Below are 15,196 nucleotides of genomic sequence, written 5' to 3' on the forward strand. Positions count from 1 at the left end.
CTCAGGCCTCGGTCGACTCGGAGGACTCGGCCGCGGCCTCGTCCTTCTTCTCAGCCTTCTTCTTCTGGGTGATCGCCTCACCCTTGCCCTCGTCCTCACCGCCGATAGCCTCGAACGACGGACGCGTGGCCTTGGGCTCGGCCACCAGCAGCGGCGCCGGGGCGGGCTCGCCCTTGAACTTCTGCCAGTCGCCGGTCTTCTTCAGGATGGCGAGCACGGGCTCGGTCGGCTGGGCACCGACGGAGAGCCAGTACGCCACGCGCTCGGCGTCGACCTCGATGACCGACGGGTGGTACGTCGGGTGGTACTTGCCGATCTCCTCGATCGCCCGGCCGTCACGGCGGGTGCGGGAGTCTGCGACGACGATGCGGTAGTGAGGCGAACGGATCTTGCCCAGACGCTTCAGCTTGATCTTGACTGCCACGGGAGTGGGTTCTCCTGGATTTGACGTGGTTGGGCACGGCGGGAGAGCCGCGTGGGGTTGCGGTACCCGAGTGCCCGATGGACGCGTCAGCCGGAGGAGAGAGGGGTCCTGTGCGGCTGTCGAGTACAGCTAGCCATTCTGCCACACCGTGCGGGTCGCTTTGAGCGGAGGTCCGTGGGCATACGTGCGGGCATGACAAAACGGCACCCGGCGCCGGGCCCCCGGGCGGTGGCTACGCCCCCCCGGCGCTCACAGATGCTCTCGACTGCGTGCGGAGCTCGGGTACGGCTGCCACGAGCAGCCGTCGCATCAGCCCGCCGCCGCTCCCACCGGCTCCGGGATGCGGAACGGCTTTCCGCAGCCGCCGCACACGATCGGGGCCTGGGCCAGGACCGACGGAACGACGCGGACGTTTCGGCCGCAGTCGCAGACCGCCTTGACGCGGACGCCGCCTCCGGAGGAGCCGTGGCGGGCGGCCGGACCGCGGAACGAGCGGGCCGTGTCCGCGGCCGTCGCCGCCGAGTGGGCCTTCAGCGCGCGCTGAAGCCGCTCGATCGTCGGGCGGTAGCGCCGCTTCGCCTCGGGGGTCAGCGTGACCAGGGAGAAACCACTGCTCGGGTGTGGTTCCTCGGGGTGGTCCAGGCCCAGCTCCTCGGCGATCGCAAGGAATCTGCGGTTGTGGTAGCGGCCGGCGCGGGAGGTGTCGCGTACGCCGCGTGCGGCGGCGACGCCGTGGACTGCCTCATGAAGCAGTCGCTCGAAGGAGAGTTCGTGCCCGCAGGCGGACGACGACTCTCCGATCAGGGACTCGGGCGCGGCAAGATCGGGCAGCTCGGAGTGGTACCGCTGAATGTCGGCCCACGCCTGCGCCAGCTCTGCGGCGAGAACAGGTGGTGTCGTGCTCACGTAATGACAACGAGCCTGAGCGCCCCCGTGTTCCTATTCCGGGGCATCCCAAATAATTTGCACGTACCAGTCAGTTGCCGCTGATGCGTACGGACGAGGGCGCGTGCGCCGATCTGCGGAGAAGCCTCACAGCTCATACCAAGCTGGTGCGTAGCGACCAGTACGCCCCGGCGCGTAGGCGAACTACGCGCGCCGGGGCACCTGTGAGCTGCAGATGCGCAAGAGGCGTTTCGGCCGCTTCTCCTCGTACCTCAGTAAGCGCGCGCGACGACCGCGACGTTACCCGGTGCGTCGTCGGCGTCGGGAACCGACCCGTCCTCGGCGAGCAGACACCGTACGGTCACCGCGTGCTCACCCAGCTTGGCCTCGCCGTCCTCGCCGAGCACGGCCCACGGAATGCGCGCCCAGCCGCCGGCGGTGGCCGCCTCGACGGCCTCGTCGATCGTCGACACGTCCGCCGTACGGGACACACGGCGCTCGCGCGACTGCTTCAGGAGGAGCGCCTGGTCCTCTTCCAGGATCCCGGGAAGCAGCCCGACCACCGATCCGATCGCCACCGGCTCCTTGCCTCCGGGGATGCGGCGGGCCAGCATCGCCGTGCCGTTCTCCAGGTCACGGGGGCCGATCTCGATGCGTACGGGCACGCCCTTGAGCTCCCAGTCGACCGCGCGGCGGCCGAAGGGTGTGTCGGTGCGGTCGTCCACCTGGACGCGGATGCCGGCTGCCGTCAGCCGGTCTCCGAGTTCGCGGACCTTGGCCAGAACCGCATCGTCGTCCTTGATCGCCAGGACGACGACTTGAACGTGCGCCAGGCGCGGCGGAACGCGGAGGCCGTCGTCGTCGCCGTGCGTCATCACCAGGGCTCCGATCATGCGGGTTGTGGAGCCCCACGAGGTCTGCCAGACGTATTCCTGCGTGCCGTCCTTCGACAGGTAGCGGGTGTTGAACGCCTTGGCGAAGTTCTGGCCCAGCTCGTGGCTGGTGACCATCTGGAGTGCCTTGCCGTCGCCCATCATGCTCTCGAGCGTCAGGGTGTTGACGGCGCCGGCGAAGCGCTCCTTGAGCGTCTTGCGGCCGGACACGAAGTCCACCGCGAGGACGTTCTCCAGAAAGTCCCCGTACACGTTCCGCTGGATGTGCGCGGCGAAGTCGCGGGCCTCCTCGTAGGTGGCGTGCGCGGTGTGGCCCTCCTGCCACAGGAACTCGGAGGTGCGCAGAAAGAGGCGGGGCCGAAACTCCCAACGCACCACGTTCGCCCACTGGTTGATCAGCAGGGGCAGGTCACGGTAGCTCTGGATCCACTTGGAGAAGTACTCGTTGATGATGGTCTCGGAGGTGGGCCGGACCACGGCGGGCTCTTCGAGGTCCTTGCCGCCGCCGTGGGTGACCACCGCGAGTTCGGGCGCGAAGCCCTCGACGTGGTCGGCCTCCCTGGTCAGGTACGACTGCGGGATCAGCATCGGGAAGTACGCGTTCTGGGTGCCCGTCTTCTTGATGCGGGCGTCCATCTCCGCCTGCATCCGCTCCCACAGCCCGTACCCGTACGGTCGGATGACCATGGTGCCGCGCACCGGTCCGTTGTCGGCCAGTTCGGCCTTGCTGACCAGGTCCTGGTACCAGCGCGGGAAGTCGTCCGCTCGGGGCGTGAGAACGGGTGCCTTTGCCATGGCGCGATGGTACGGGGACACCTCCGCACACCGTGAATCATTTGTCTCCCGGGGCGCACGGAGGGCTCACAAGGAGTCGCCGCAACCCCTGGACGTGACGACGGGGGCGGAGTTACCTGGCATACGGAGGGCTACGGGGGAGTGCGAGCGCACGTCACGGGGGCTACGGAATCGGACACAGAGACAACTCTCGTCGGATTGGGGCGCTTTAGATGACACCTACGCTCGTGCGGCAGCACCTGCGCCACGCGGGGGCGGCTCCCCGCGCGGACCTGCGTGCACGCGCGCGTGACTGGGCCGAGATACAGGAGCGGATGCTCGTGCCGCTGTACGAGGCCGTCTACGAGCGGCTGGAGGTGGGCGCCGGGACGCGGCTGCTCGGGCTCGGGTGCGGTGCGGGTCTCGCCCTGCTGATGGCGGCCTCCCTGGGTGCCTCGGTCACCGGCGTGGATCACGGTGCCCGCGAACGGCTGGCCCTCGCCCGGGAGCGGCTGCTGCCCGGGACATGGGACACACGCGCGCGTGCGGACACCCGGATCGTCGACGGCTCCCCGCGGGACGCGGCGCCCGCCTCCGGAGCGCCGGCGTACAACCTGCTGACCGCCTTCGAACCGATCGGATGCGCGGCCGGGGACGGCGATGGCCTCGAGGAACAGCTCGCGGGGGCGACGCCGCTCGCCGAGCGCGGGGCGGCCGTGGTGCTCGCCGGATGGGGCCCGCCCGAACGGTGCAGCACCTCGTCCGTGCTCCGTGTCGCCACGAAACTGGCCGATCCCGAACGCGGCACGGGCAGTTGGCGTCCGGCCCGGCGCGACGATCTGGAGGAAGCGGTGCAGCGCTGCGGGCTGCGGCCGGACGGGTCGGGCCGGGTCGCCTGCCCCTTCGGGTACGCGGACATGGGCAGCGCGGTACGGGGGATGCTCTCGACGGGCTTCTTCGACGCGGCGATCGACGCCACCGACCGGGAGCAGGTCGACAAGGAGCTGACGGAGGCGCTGCACCCGCACCGGCGGGCGGACGGGACGGTGTGGATGCCGAACATGTTCCGGTACCTGATAGCGCGCGTGCCCTAGCCGAGCGCACAGAGGCTTCCCCCCTCCCGTCGGGTGCTCAGTCGTCCTTCCTCGGGCGCAGGACCCCCGCGATGCGGTACGCCTCCGCCTCGTTCAGGGTCTCGTTGACCAGGAGCGCTTCCGCCAGGGCGTCCAACTGGCCCCTGTGGTCGCCGAGTTTGCGGCAAGCCTCCTCATAGCACTCGTCCACGATGCGGCGCATCTCGCTCTCGATCATGTCCAGCGTCTGCGGTGCCGCGGCGAGGCCGTACGCCTGCTGCGCGTCGCTGGGCAGTGCCGAGAAGCGGCCCACCCGTTCGCTCATGCCCCAGCGGGCGACCATGCCGCGCGCGATGTTGGTGACCTGTTCTAGGTCGCTCTCGGACCCCGTGGTGATGACTCCGTAGACCACCTCTTCCGCCGCCATGCCGCCGAGGGCACCGATGATGCGGCCGCGCAGGTACTCCTCCGAGTGCGCGTACTTCTCCACTTCGGGGGTCGACAACGTCACTCCGAGCGCCCGGCCGCGCGGCACGATCGTGACCTTGCGGACCGGGTCTGCGCCGGGCTGCAGCATGCCGAGCAGGGCGTGCCCGCTCTCGTGGTACGCGGTGCGCCGACGATCCTCCTCGGGCATCAGGAGCGAGCGTTCGGCGCCGAGCTGCACCTTCTCCAGGGCTTCCAGGAACTCCGGCTGGGCCACCTGCCGCTGGCCCCGTTTGACCGCCAGCAGGGCGGCCTCGTTGGCGAGGTTGGCCAGTTCCGCGCCCGTCATGCCCGGGGTCATCCGTGCCACCTGGGCGAGGTCCACGTCCGGTGCGAGGGGCATCTCGCGCGTGTGGATCCTCAGGATCGCCAATCGGCCGTCGCGGTCCGGCGGCAGGACGGTGACCACCCGGTCGAAGCGGCCGGGCCGGGTCAGCGCCGGGTCGAGGACGTCGGCGCGGTTCGTCGCCGCGATGACGATCACGCCTTCGGAGCCGGAGAAGCCGTCCATCTCCGTGAGGATCTGGTTCAGCGTCTGCTCGCGCTCGTCATGGCCGCCCACGGAGGCGCCGCCGCCCCGCACCCGACCGATCGTGTCGATCTCGTCGATGAAGATGATCGACGGCGCTGTCTTGCGGGCCTCGGCGAACAGCTCGCGGACTCGGGAGGCGCCGACCCCCACGATCATCTCGATGAACTCGGAGGCGGAGGCGGAGAAGAACGGCACGCTCGCCTCGCCGGCGACCGCCCGCGCCAGCAGCGTCTTGCCGGTGCCCGGCGGGCCCGTCAGCAGCACGCCGCGCGGCATCTTCGCGCCCATGCTGCGGTACGCGTCCGGGTTCTTGAGGAAGTCGACGACGTCGTTCAGCTCGCCCTTGACCTCTTCGATCCCGGCCACGTCGGCGAACGTGGTGCGTTGCTTGCCCGGTCGCAGTTCGACCGGTTTGGGCGGCGCCCTGCGGCCCAACATGCCGCCCGCGCCGCCCAGGCCCGTTCGCACCCGCCGCGCGACGAAGATCCACACCGCCACCAGGATCAGCAGCGGCACCAGCGAGATCAGCAGGTTGGACAGGTTGCTGCGTTCCTGCACCACCGGCTGGGCGGTCACCGTGACGTGGTGCTTGGTCAGGTTCTGCCAGAGCTTGTCGTCCGCGAAGGCCGGGCGCTGCGTCTTGAACTTCGTGTACGTCCCGCCGCCCGGCTTCGGCTGGGCGTTCTTGAGCTGACCCTGGATCGCGTCGCCCTTGGAGTAGACCTTGGTGACGTTGCCGTCGTCGACCTGCCGGCTGAACTCCGTGTACGAGATCGTCGGCTCGTTGGCCGCGGTGAAGTAGGTCACCGCGAGGTAGGCGAGGGCGAAGACGATCACTGCGGCGACGACGAGACTCCACCAGCCGCCCGGCATTTTCCGGCCGCCGAGCCGCTTGGGCGGCTCCTCCGGAGTGCCTTCGGTGCGCCACGGCTGTTCCGGGGTCTTGCGTGGTGGCGCGGCATCGCTCATACCTCGGACGGTACGACACCCTGCAGACCCCGGCACGCGCTGAGGGCGCCCCTGAGGAGAGGGGCGCCCTCGGCGTCGTACGGCACGGCCCGTCGTGGACGTCAGCCCATGAATTTCTTGAACTCGTCGGGCAGCTCGAACTCCTGACCGCTCTGCTGCGGCAGACCGAAGGTGCCGCCGCCCTCGGCTGCGGCGGCGCGGCGCGCGGCCTCCTCCTGCTCCTGCTGCTTGCGCTTCATCGGGTTGCCGGAGCGCTGCTTGCCCTTGGCCTTCTTCGGCTGCTTCTTGGTCCGGCCGGGGCCGCCGCCCATGCCCGGGATCCCCGGCATGCCCGGCATACCGCCGCCCTGGGCCATGCGCGACATCATCTTGCGCGCCTCGAAGAACCGTTCGACGAGGTTCTTGACCGCGCTCACCTCGACACCGGAACCCTTGGCGATACGGGCCCGGCGCGAGCCGTTGATGATCGTCGGGTCCTGGCGCTCGACCGGGGTCATCGACTTGATGATCGCGGCAGTGCGGTCGACGTCCCGCTCGTCCAGGTTGTTGATCTGGTCCTTGATCTGGCCCATGCCCGGCAGCATGCCGAGCAGCTTGGAGATCGAACCCATCTTCCTGACCTGCTCCATCTGAGCCAGGAAGTCGTCCAGGGTGAAGTCCTGGCCCTTCTTGGACGCCAGCTTGGAGGCCATCTTCTCGGCCTCTTCCTGGCTGAACGTCTTCTCCGCCTGCTCGATCAGGGTGAGCAGGTCACCCAGGTCGAGGATGCGGGAGGCCATCCGGTCCGGGTGGAAGGCGTCGAAGTCGTCGAGCTTCTCGCCGTTCGACGCGAACATGATCGGCTTGCCGGTGACCGAGGCGATCGACAGGGCCGCACCACCGCGGGCGTCACCGTCGAGCTTGGAGAGCACCACGCCGTCGAAGCCGACGCCGTCGCGGAAGGCCTCCGCCGTGTTGACGGCGTCCTGACCGATCATCGCGTCGACGACGAAGAGGATCTCGTCGGGCGAGACCGCGTCCCGGATGTCCGCGGCCTGCTGCATCATCTCCTGGTCGATGCCGAGGCGGCCGGCGGTGTCCACGATCACGAGGTCGTGGACCTTGGTCTTCGCGAAGTCGATGGAGTCCCTGGCGACCTTGACCGGGTCGCCGACGCCGTTGCCCGGCTCCGGCGCGAAGACGGCCACGCCCGCACGCTCGGCGACCACGCTGAGCTGGTTGACGGCGTTCGGACGCTGGAGGTCGGCTGCGACCAGCAGCGGCGAGTGGCCCTGCTCCTTGAGCCACTTGGCGAGCTTGCCCGCGAGAGTGGTCTTACCGGCACCCTGCAGACCCGCCAGCATGATCACCGTCGGGGGCTGCTTGGCGAACCGGAGGCGGCGGGTCTCGCCGCCGAGGATCGTGACCAGCTCATCGTTGACGATCTTGAGGACCTGCTGGGCCGGGTTCAGGGCCCGGGAGACCTCGGCGCCGAGGGCCCGCTCCTTGACGTTCTTGATGAAGGTCCGGACGACCGGCAGCGCCACGTCCGCTTCGAGGAGCGCGATGCGGATCTCGCGCGCGGTGGCGTCGATGTCCGCCTCGGAGAGCCTGCCTTTCCCGCGGAGGCTTTTGAAAGTCGCGCTGAGGCGGTCGGAGAGGGTATCGAACACGGCGGCGTCGGTCCTCGGGGTCGGGGTCGTTTTGGGCTGCCCTCCAGGGTATCCGGCCCGGCAAGCAAATCGTCCCCGCCCGCCGGATGCAGCGAGCGGGGACACGATCCGGCCTCGGCGGGATCAGCCGGGAGTCACGCCCGCAACGCCTCCTCCAGCATCCGCGCCACGGACGCGGCGTCCTCCCTCGGCAGCGGCGCGCCCGTGGCCGTTGTCACATAGAAGGCGTCCACCGCGTTCGCACCCAGGGTGCTGACATGGGCGCTGCGCACCTGTACGCCCGACTTCTCCAGCGCCCGCCCGATCCGGAACAGCAGCCCCGGTGCGTCCTGGGCCCGTACCTCGATCACCGTGGCGTGCCGCGAGGCCGCCGGGGCCACCGTCACACGCGGTGGGGGCGCCACCACGCCCCGGCGGCGGGGGTAGGCGGCGTCCCGCTCCGCCAGGCGGGCCGCGATGTCCAGGGAGCCGTCCAAGGCCCGTACCAGGTCGGCGCGCAGCCGAGCGGCCTGCGGCAGCGAGCCGTACTCCGCCGCGACCCGCCAGTCCAGCAGCAGGACCGAGCCCTCGTGGACGCCGTCCGGCAGGTCCAGGGCGCGCAACTCCGCCGTGCGGACGGTGAGGCGGTGCATGGCCAGCACGCCCGATACCGCGGGCAGCACCCCGGGCTGGTCCGGGACGGCGATGAGCAGTTCCACGCCGAGAGGTTCCGGCTCGCCGGACGGCTCCTCGGACGGCGGCTCGGTCTGCGCGCGCAGCGCCAGGACCGGCCCGCCCGTACGGAACGCTTCGATGGAGAGCCGCTCCTGCTCGGCGGTGGGAGTGGCGGCCTCCGGGTCCGCGGGCTCGTCGCCCGCCAGCACCGCCGCGACCCGCTTGACCAGGTCGCTCACCAGCGTGCCCCGCCAGGACGACCAGGCGGCGGGCCCGGTGGCCAGGGCGTCCGCCTCGGTGAGCGCGTGCAGCAGCTCCAGCGTGCTCTGCGAGCCGACGGCCTCGGCGACCGCGCGCACGGTGGCCGGGTCCTCCAGATCGCGCCGGGTCGCCGTCTCGACCAGCAGGAGATGGTTGCGTACGAGGCCGGCGAGGACGGCGACGTCGTCGCGGTCGAAGCCGATGCGGGCCGCCACGTCCCGCGCGATGATCTCGCCCGCGACGGAGTGGTCGCCGGGCCAGCCCTTGCCGATGTCGTGCAGGAGCGCGGCGACCAGGAGCAGGTCGGGCCGGCCGACGCGGCGGGTCAGTTCGGAGGCGCGCACGGCCGTCTCGATGAGGTGCCGGTCGACGGTCCAGATGTGCACGGCGTTGCGCTGGGGGCGGCAGCGCACGCGCTCCCAGTCGGGCAGCAGGCGGGTGATCAGACCCTCGGCCTCGAGGGACTCCCAGACCTCGACGGTCGGGCGGCCGGAGCCCAGCAGGGTCACGAGCTGTTCCCGCGCCTCGGCGGGCCAGGGCGTGGGCAGGGCGCGCGCGGTGGAGGCCATGTGCCGTACGGCGTGCAGGGAGAGCGGGAGACCCGCCTGGGCGGCGGCCGCGGCGGCACGCAGGGGCAGCACGGGGTCGCGCTCCGGGCGCGCGGCGCGTGCGAGCACCACCTCGCCGTCCTGTTCCACCACGCCTTCCGCCAGCGGTGACCGCTCCGGGGCCGGTTTGGCGCCCCCGAGCATGGCGCGCAGCCGCGGCCGCACGGCGCGCGACCGCAGGACTCGGCCCACCTCGCGCCACGTCACATCGCTCGCATACGAGATAACGCGCGCCGCCTCGTACACCTGGCGCAGCAGCGTGTCGGCGTCCAGCAGCCCGAGCTCGGCGGCGACCTGGTCCTGTTCCTGCAGCGCCAGCCGGTCGGTGGCGCGTCCGGTGGTCAGATGCAGCGCGTCCCGTACGTCCAGCAGCCTGCGCCGGGCGTCCGCCAGCCCCTCGCGCGGGGCGTCCGCGAGCCAGGAGGCGGCCACCGCGCGCAGGGCGGTGGCGTCGCGCAGCCCGCCCCGCGCCTCCTTGAGGTCCGGCTCCAGCAGGTACTGCAGCTCACCCTGCCGCTCGGCCCGTTCGGCGCACAGTTTCTGGAGCTCCGGGAGACGTTTCGGCGCCTGGTTGCGCCAGTCGGCGAGGACGGCCGTACGCAGGCCCGCGGTCAGCCCGAGGTCGCCCGCCAGATGCCGCGCGTCGAGCAGGCCCAGCTGCGCCTTGAGGTCCTCACCGGCGGTCTTACGGGCCTCGGCCGGGGTGCGAACGGAGTGGTCGAGGGCGAGACCCAGGTCCCAGACGGGGTACCAGATGCGGTCGGCGAGAGCGGCGACGGCCTTGCTGTCGCCACCGTCGTGCAGCAGAAGCAGATCGAGGTCGCTGCGCGGGGACAGTTCGCCGCGGCCGTATCCGCCGACGGCGACCAGGGCGACATCGCGCAGCCCTTCGGCGCCGGCGGTGAACAGCTCGGCGAGCCAGCCGTCCGTCAGCTCGGCCAGGGCCGCACGGCGCGGCGGCCCGGACTGCGCCCCCTCCTGGAGGAGGCGCAGCCGGGCCGCCGCGTAGCCGCTGGGTCCCGAGCCCTCTGCTTCCGTTCGTACGTCGGTACTCGTCACCCAGCGACTCCTGTTCCTTGGTGCCTTACAGCGCGTCGGGTCCGCGCTCGCCGGTCCGGACCCGGACGGCCGTCTCGACCGGGATGGACCAGACCTTGCCGTCCCCGATCTTGCCGGTGCGGGCCGCCTTGACGATGACGTCGATCAGCTGTTCGGCGTCGTCGTCCTCGGCCAGCACCTCGATGCGGATCTTGGGCACCAGGTCGACCGTGTACTCGGCGCCCCGGTAGACCTCGGTGTGTCCCCGCTGACGACCGTAGCCGCTGGCTTCGGTGACCGTCAGACCGTGTACCCCGAAGGCCTGGAGGGCCTCCTTGATCTCGTCGAGGCGGTGGGGCTTCACGACGGCGGTGATGAGCTTCATGCGTCCACCTTCTTGCTCTCCGTGGCGGCCAGGACCGAAGCGGCGGACCCGACGATGCCGCCGCCCGCACCGCTGAAGTCGTATGCGGTCTCGGCGTGCTCGGCCTGGTCGATACCGGAGACCTCCTCGTCCTCGGGGACGCGCATGCCGATCGTCTTGTCGAGGAGGAAGGCGAGGATCGCGGAGGCGATCAGGGAGTAGGCCAGGACCGCGAAGACACCGGCGCACTGCTTCCAGAACTGGTCCATGCCGCCGCCGTAGAAGAGGCCCTTGACCTCGGACTGGCCCTTGCCGCTGGCGAAGAAGCCGATCAGCAGGGAGCCGATGACACCGCCGACCATGTGGACACCGACGACGTCGAGGGAGTCGTCGTAGCCGAACTTGAACTTCAGGCCCACGGCCGCGGCGCACGCGACACCGGCGATGGCACCGACGGCGATCGCGCCGAGCGGGGAGACCGCACCACCGGACGGGGTGATCGCGACCAGACCGGCGACGGCACCGGAGGCGGCGCCCAGCGTGGTGAACGCGCCGTGGCGGATCTTCTCGTAGGCGAGCCAGGCCAGCATGGCTGCCGCGGTGGCGATCTGCGTGTTGACGAACATCAGCGGGCCGACGCCGTCGTCGTTGCCGAGCCAGGAGCCGGCGTTGAAGCCGAACCAGCCGAACCACAGGAGACCGGCGCCCAGCATGACCAGCGGAAGGCTGTGCGGACGCATCGGGTCCTTCTTGAAGCCGACGCGCTTGCCGATGACGAGGATCACGCCCAGCGCCGCGGCACCGGCGTTGATGTGGACCGCCGTACCACCGGCGAAGTCGATCACGCCGAGGTCGAAGGCCCAGCCGCCGGTGCCCCATACCCAGTGGGCGACCGGGAAGTACACGATCGTGGCCCACAGCACCAGGAAGATCGACCAGGCCGTGAACTTCACGCGGTCCGCCAGGGCGCCGCTTATCAGGGCGGGCGTGATGATGGCGAACATCAGCTGGAAGACGGCGAAGACGAAGACGGGGATGGTGTAGCCGGGCCACAGGTCCGTCTTGCCGATGCCGCTGAATCCGACCCAGTCGGAGGTCCAGCCGACGATCGAGCCCTTGTCGGTGCCGAATGCCATGGAGAAGCCGTAGAGCACCCACAGGATGGTGACGATCCCGAGGCTGATGAAGCTCATCATCAGCATGTTCAGGGTGCTCTTGACGCGGACCATGCCTCCGTAGAAGAAGGCCAGGCCCGGTGTCATGAGCATCACCAGGGCGGAACAGATCAGCATGAAGCCTGTGTTGGCGGACGACAGCTTGGGTGCGTCCGCCGCAAGCATGATGGCTGGTGCCATCGGCGTCTCCTCGTCGGTTGGTACGGCCCCGTGCGGGCGAAGCCTGAGAGCGGTCTGGTCATGAGGGGTGGGCCGGTTATGCGCCACGAGATTGGCGCAGTGCGGTTTCGGTCGAAGCCCCTCGATGTTTCACCGCAGTGACGAAGGCGCTGGGCGTGTTACGGGTTGATGAACTGCCGGATGCCGGCCGCATTGATCGTTATCGTGACGCAACCTTTCGTAAACGTCCCTTCTAGCGCATAAACCGGCGCAGCTGCCGCACCGGCTCGTCGCCGCGGGATTCCTCATTCAAAGGTTGCGGTGCAGGCCGACCGCGACGGCCATCCGATGACCTGGCATGGGGGAGCCGAGTCGGGCAGTACGGGATGGCGGCCGCGGCCGGGGTTCCATGGAGCCCGTGCGAGTAACGGGCCCGGACGGGGTCAGACCGCGTCGGCGGTCTCGGGAAGATGGGTGGCGAGCTGGTCGGTCAGGTCGACGACCTCGGAAAGATCACCGAAATCGCGTACAGCCGTGTCGACAGTCTTTCGAATACGAGTGTTGACACGTTCGGACCGCACCTTTTTGGCGATTTGCATGGACCGCTCGGCCAGCACCGCGCTCTGCTCGGGCTCGCGCTGCAGCAGGTGCACGGTGGCCATGCCGATGAGGTTGAGTGCGTACGACCGCTGGTGCTCACTGTCCCCGGCGAAGAGGTCGACGGCCTGCTGCATCAGGGGCTCCGCGAGGGAGGCGTAGGTGGGGCTGCGGCCCGCGACGTAGGCGAGGTCGCGGAACGAGTGGGAGTTCTCCGCGTGCAGCTCGGCCTCGGAGAAGAAGCGGATCCAGTCGGGCTCGGGCTCGTCGAACTCGAGCGCGTCGGCGAAGGTGTCCTCCGCCATCCGGACGGCACGCTTGCACTTGCCGGGCTGCCCCATGTTCGCGTAGGCGCGGGCCTCCATCGCATACAGCATCGCCTGGGTTCGCGGGCTCGCGCAGTCCCGGCTGCCGTACTGGGCGAGGTGGATGAGCTCCAGGGCGTCCTCGGGCCGGCCGAGGTGGATCATCTGGCGGCTCATGCTGGAAAGGACGTACGAACCCAGCGGCTTGTCGCCCGCTTCCTTGGCGGCGTGCAGGGCGAGGACGAAGTACTTCTGGGCGGTGGGCTGCAGCCCGACGTCGTAGCTCATCCAGCCGGCCAGCTCGGCCAGCTCGGCGGCGACCTTGAAGAGCCGCCTGGCAGTGGACTCGGGCTGGGGCTCCTGGAGGAGGTCGGTCACCTCGTGCAGCTGGCCGACGACGGCCTTGCGGCGCAGACCGCCGCCGCACTGGGCGTCCCACTTGCGGAACATCACGGTGGTGGTCTCGAGGAGGTCGAGCTCTGGCCTGGACAGCCGGCCCCGGTTGCGCGCGGAGGACGCGGGCTCGGGCTCCTCGCGCGGGGCGGTGGGGCCCGGCACGAGCCAGCGCTGCATGGGCTCGATGAGGGCCGGGCCCGCGGACAGGGCCAGCGAGCTCCCGAGGAAACCGCGCCGCGCCAGCATCAGGTCGCTGCGCGAGAACTCACTGATCAGCGCCACCGTCTGCGGGCCCGTCCAGGGCAGGTCGATTCCGGACACGGAGGGTGACTGATGGGCGGTGCGCAGCCCAAGGTCCTCGACGGCGACCACACAGCCGAAGCGCTCGGAGAACAGCTCCGAAAGGATCCGGGGGATCGGCTCGCGCGGATTCTCTCCGTCGAGCCAGCGGCGCACCCGTGAGGTGTCTGTGGAGATGTGACTGGCCCCCAACTGGCGGGCCCTGCGGTTCACTTGACGCGCCAGCTCGCCCTTCGACCAGCCGCTGCGCACAAACCATGAACCGAGCAGCTCGTTGGGGCGCTTGTCAGCGTTCGCGCCGCTTCCGCCGTTGTCGCCCACTGGAACGCCCCCATCCCTCAAACCACTTGTGCGCTGTGTGCGCCAAGCCCTACCAGAATGCCGGTGAATACGGTCCCGCGTCCGGCAGTTCTCACCCGCCGAACGGAAAACCGCCTTGCCTCCGGCATACCCACGAGTGCGTGCGTCCCCAGGACTCGTGCACTCAAAGTAATCCTACGATCACGCACGCAGCCATGGCGATTCCAGAAACGCCACCATTCGCCACCCCTTCGAATGAACTCACCACCGCCAGCGCGCGATTCACTTGACACATGACAGCCGGAAGCGGATGGAGCGGTGCACTTACCGGCGCGCACCGCCGAACGCACCACCCCGGATGCAACGGGAAGCCGCTCGAACAGCACGGCACCCACCGGCGGGCCGGAAACACAGAGTCACGTTTCGCTTCCACCGCGTAACCATCGGCGCGTTGGACCCGTTGGAGGGGGCATGGGCTTCACGATCGGCGGCACGCGGGCCATCCGCGAGATCAGGCCCGGCGCTCGGCGCCGGGGCCGCTCGTCGGAGTGCACCGCCGTGGCCGAGTACACGGGCCTGTGGGGCTGGGACGTGGTGCCCGGCGCACGGGCGGCCGCGGGGGCGTGCTCGTGCGGCAAGAGGGACTGCGGCATGCCGGGCGCGCATCCTCTGGACTTCGCGCCCGTCGTGCGCGCCGGCGCGACACTCGACGAGGCGACCGAGACCTGGGCCGAGGTCCCGGGCGCCGCGGTGATGCTTCCGGTCGGCCGCGCGTTCGATGTGATCGAGGTCGCCGAGGCGGCCGGGCGGCGCGCGCTGATCCGGCTGGAGCGCATGGGCCTCCCGCTCGGCCCAGTGATGGCGACCCCGGAGGGCCGCGCCCACTTCTTCGTCGCCCCGGGCTCCGCGGCCGAGCTGCCCGCGCTGCTGTACCGGATGGCGTGGGACGACACGGCGCTCGACCTGCACGCGCTGGGCCCGGGCACATACATCACCGCCCCGCCCTCGGACCGCGGGGGGCTCGGCCCGGTCCGCTGGCTGCGTTCCCCCGCCCTCGACTCGGCGACGAAGCCGCCGGCCGCGCGCCTGCTGATCGGCACGCTGGCATACGTGGCCCACCGCTCACGCGCATAGCCTTGCCGGTCAGCACCAGCGAAGGGCCCTTGCCGCATCTGCACCGTGCGACGGGGGCCTTTCTCGGCCTCTCGTGCATTTCTCGCCATCCACGCACCGCAACCATCGATCGAGGCACCACGACGGCGAGCGACCAGGTCCGCGAGAGCGACACCGGATCAGGCGCAAAAGACAGCAGGGCCCCAGCCACATCTGCACCATGTGGCCGGAGCCCTTC

General features: G+C 70.2%; 11 protein-coding genes. 2 read left to right on the forward strand and 9 right to left on the reverse strand.

Translation table 11 applies throughout. The annotated features are described in order from the left end of the window. Window position 1 precedes the first annotated feature (1 nt). The 3 genes from rpsP to proS all read right to left on the reverse strand — a co-directional run bounded on the left by rpsP (window position 2) and on the right by proS (window position 2,997). Window positions 2-424, reverse strand: a complete 423-nt coding sequence (rpsP, locus tag ACZ3TS_RS10490) for a 30S ribosomal protein S16 (protein WP_467615864.1) — start codon at window positions 422-424, stop codon at window positions 2-4. A gap of 309 nt (window positions 425-733) precedes the next feature. Continuing rightward, window positions 734-1,330 (reverse strand): hypothetical protein, encoded by a 597-nt coding sequence (locus tag ACZ3TS_RS10495; protein WP_467615866.1) that lies wholly within the window; start codon window positions 1,328-1,330, stop codon window positions 734-736. Between the two features lie 251 nt (window positions 1,331-1,581). Beyond that, on the reverse strand, window positions 1,582-2,997 hold the full coding sequence (gene proS, locus ACZ3TS_RS10500) for a proline--tRNA ligase (protein WP_467615868.1): 1,416 nt from the start codon (window positions 2,995-2,997) through the stop codon (window positions 1,582-1,584). Window positions 2,998-3,209: 212 nt separating this feature from the next. On the opposite strand from proS, the gene ACZ3TS_RS10505 reads away from it, so the two are divergent. After that, window positions 3,210-4,070, forward strand: coding sequence for an SAM-dependent methyltransferase (locus tag ACZ3TS_RS10505; RefSeq protein ID WP_467615871.1), 861 nt, complete (start codon window positions 3,210-3,212; stop codon window positions 4,068-4,070). Between the two features lie 37 nt (window positions 4,071-4,107). Here ACZ3TS_RS10505 and ftsH read toward each other — a convergent pair whose 3' ends face one another. The 6 genes from ftsH to nsdA form a co-directional block, all read right to left on the reverse strand. Continuing rightward, window positions 4,108-6,036, reverse strand: a complete 1,929-nt coding sequence (gene ftsH / locus ACZ3TS_RS10510) for an ATP-dependent zinc metalloprotease FtsH (RefSeq protein WP_467615873.1) — start codon at window positions 6,034-6,036, stop codon at window positions 4,108-4,110. Window positions 6,037-6,137: 101 nt separating this feature from the next. After that, window positions 6,138-7,688, reverse strand: coding sequence for a signal recognition particle protein (gene ffh / locus ACZ3TS_RS10515; protein WP_467615876.1), 1,551 nt, complete (start codon window positions 7,686-7,688; stop codon window positions 6,138-6,140). Window positions 7,689-7,822: 134 nt separating this feature from the next. Continuing rightward, complete coding sequence (locus ACZ3TS_RS10520) at window positions 7,823-10,270, reverse strand: [protein-PII] uridylyltransferase (RefSeq protein WP_467615879.1); 2,448 nt, start codon at window positions 10,268-10,270, stop codon at window positions 7,823-7,825. A 25-nt stretch (window positions 10,271-10,295) separates the two neighbouring features. Beyond that, complete coding sequence (locus tag ACZ3TS_RS10525) at window positions 10,296-10,634, reverse strand: P-II family nitrogen regulator (RefSeq protein ID WP_009308760.1); 339 nt, start codon at window positions 10,632-10,634, stop codon at window positions 10,296-10,298. After that, window positions 10,631-11,968, reverse strand: a complete 1,338-nt coding sequence (locus ACZ3TS_RS10530; protein WP_467615882.1) for an ammonium transporter — start codon at window positions 11,966-11,968, stop codon at window positions 10,631-10,633. Before ACZ3TS_RS10530 ends, ACZ3TS_RS10525 begins: the two co-directional genes overlap by 4 nt. Before the next feature lie 422 nt (window positions 11,969-12,390). After that, entirely contained in the window at window positions 12,391-13,866 is a 1,476-nt protein-coding gene (nsdA, locus tag ACZ3TS_RS10535; protein WP_467615885.1) for a transcriptional repressor NsdA, read from the reverse strand. 450 nt (window positions 13,867-14,316) lie between these two features. Here nsdA and ACZ3TS_RS10540 point away from each other — a divergent pair, with 450 nt between their 5' ends. Beyond that, on the forward strand, window positions 14,317-14,979 hold the full coding sequence (locus ACZ3TS_RS10540) for a bifunctional DNA primase/polymerase (protein WP_467615888.1): 663 nt from the start codon (window positions 14,317-14,319) through the stop codon (window positions 14,977-14,979). The last annotated feature ends 217 nt before the right edge of the window (window positions 14,980-15,196 follow it).

This window comes from Streptomyces sp. NPDC022910, assembly GCF_055561075.1.

Excerpts from the sequence above, each read along its gene's own strand:
- proS (WP_467615868.1), bottom strand. The coding sequence starts at position 2,997 with ATGGCAAAGGCACCCGTTCTCACGCCCCGAGCGGACGACTTCCCGCGC.
- ACZ3TS_RS10505 (WP_467615871.1), top strand. The coding sequence starts at position 3,210 with ATGACACCTACGCTCGTGCGGCAGCACCTGCGCCACGCGGGGGCGGCT.
- ACZ3TS_RS10540 (WP_467615888.1), top strand. The coding sequence starts at position 14,317 with ATGGGCTTCACGATCGGCGGCACGCGGGCCATCCGCGAGATCAGGCCC.
- ACZ3TS_RS10530 (WP_467615882.1), bottom strand. The coding sequence starts at position 11,968 with ATGGCACCAGCCATCATGCTTGCGGCGGACGCACCCAAGCTGTCGTCC.
- ACZ3TS_RS10525 (WP_009308760.1), bottom strand. The coding sequence starts at position 10,634 with ATGAAGCTCATCACCGCCGTCGTGAAGCCCCACCGCCTCGACGAGATC.
- ftsH (WP_467615873.1), bottom strand. The coding sequence starts at position 6,036 with ATGAGCGATGCCGCGCCACCACGCAAGACCCCGGAACAGCCGTGGCGC.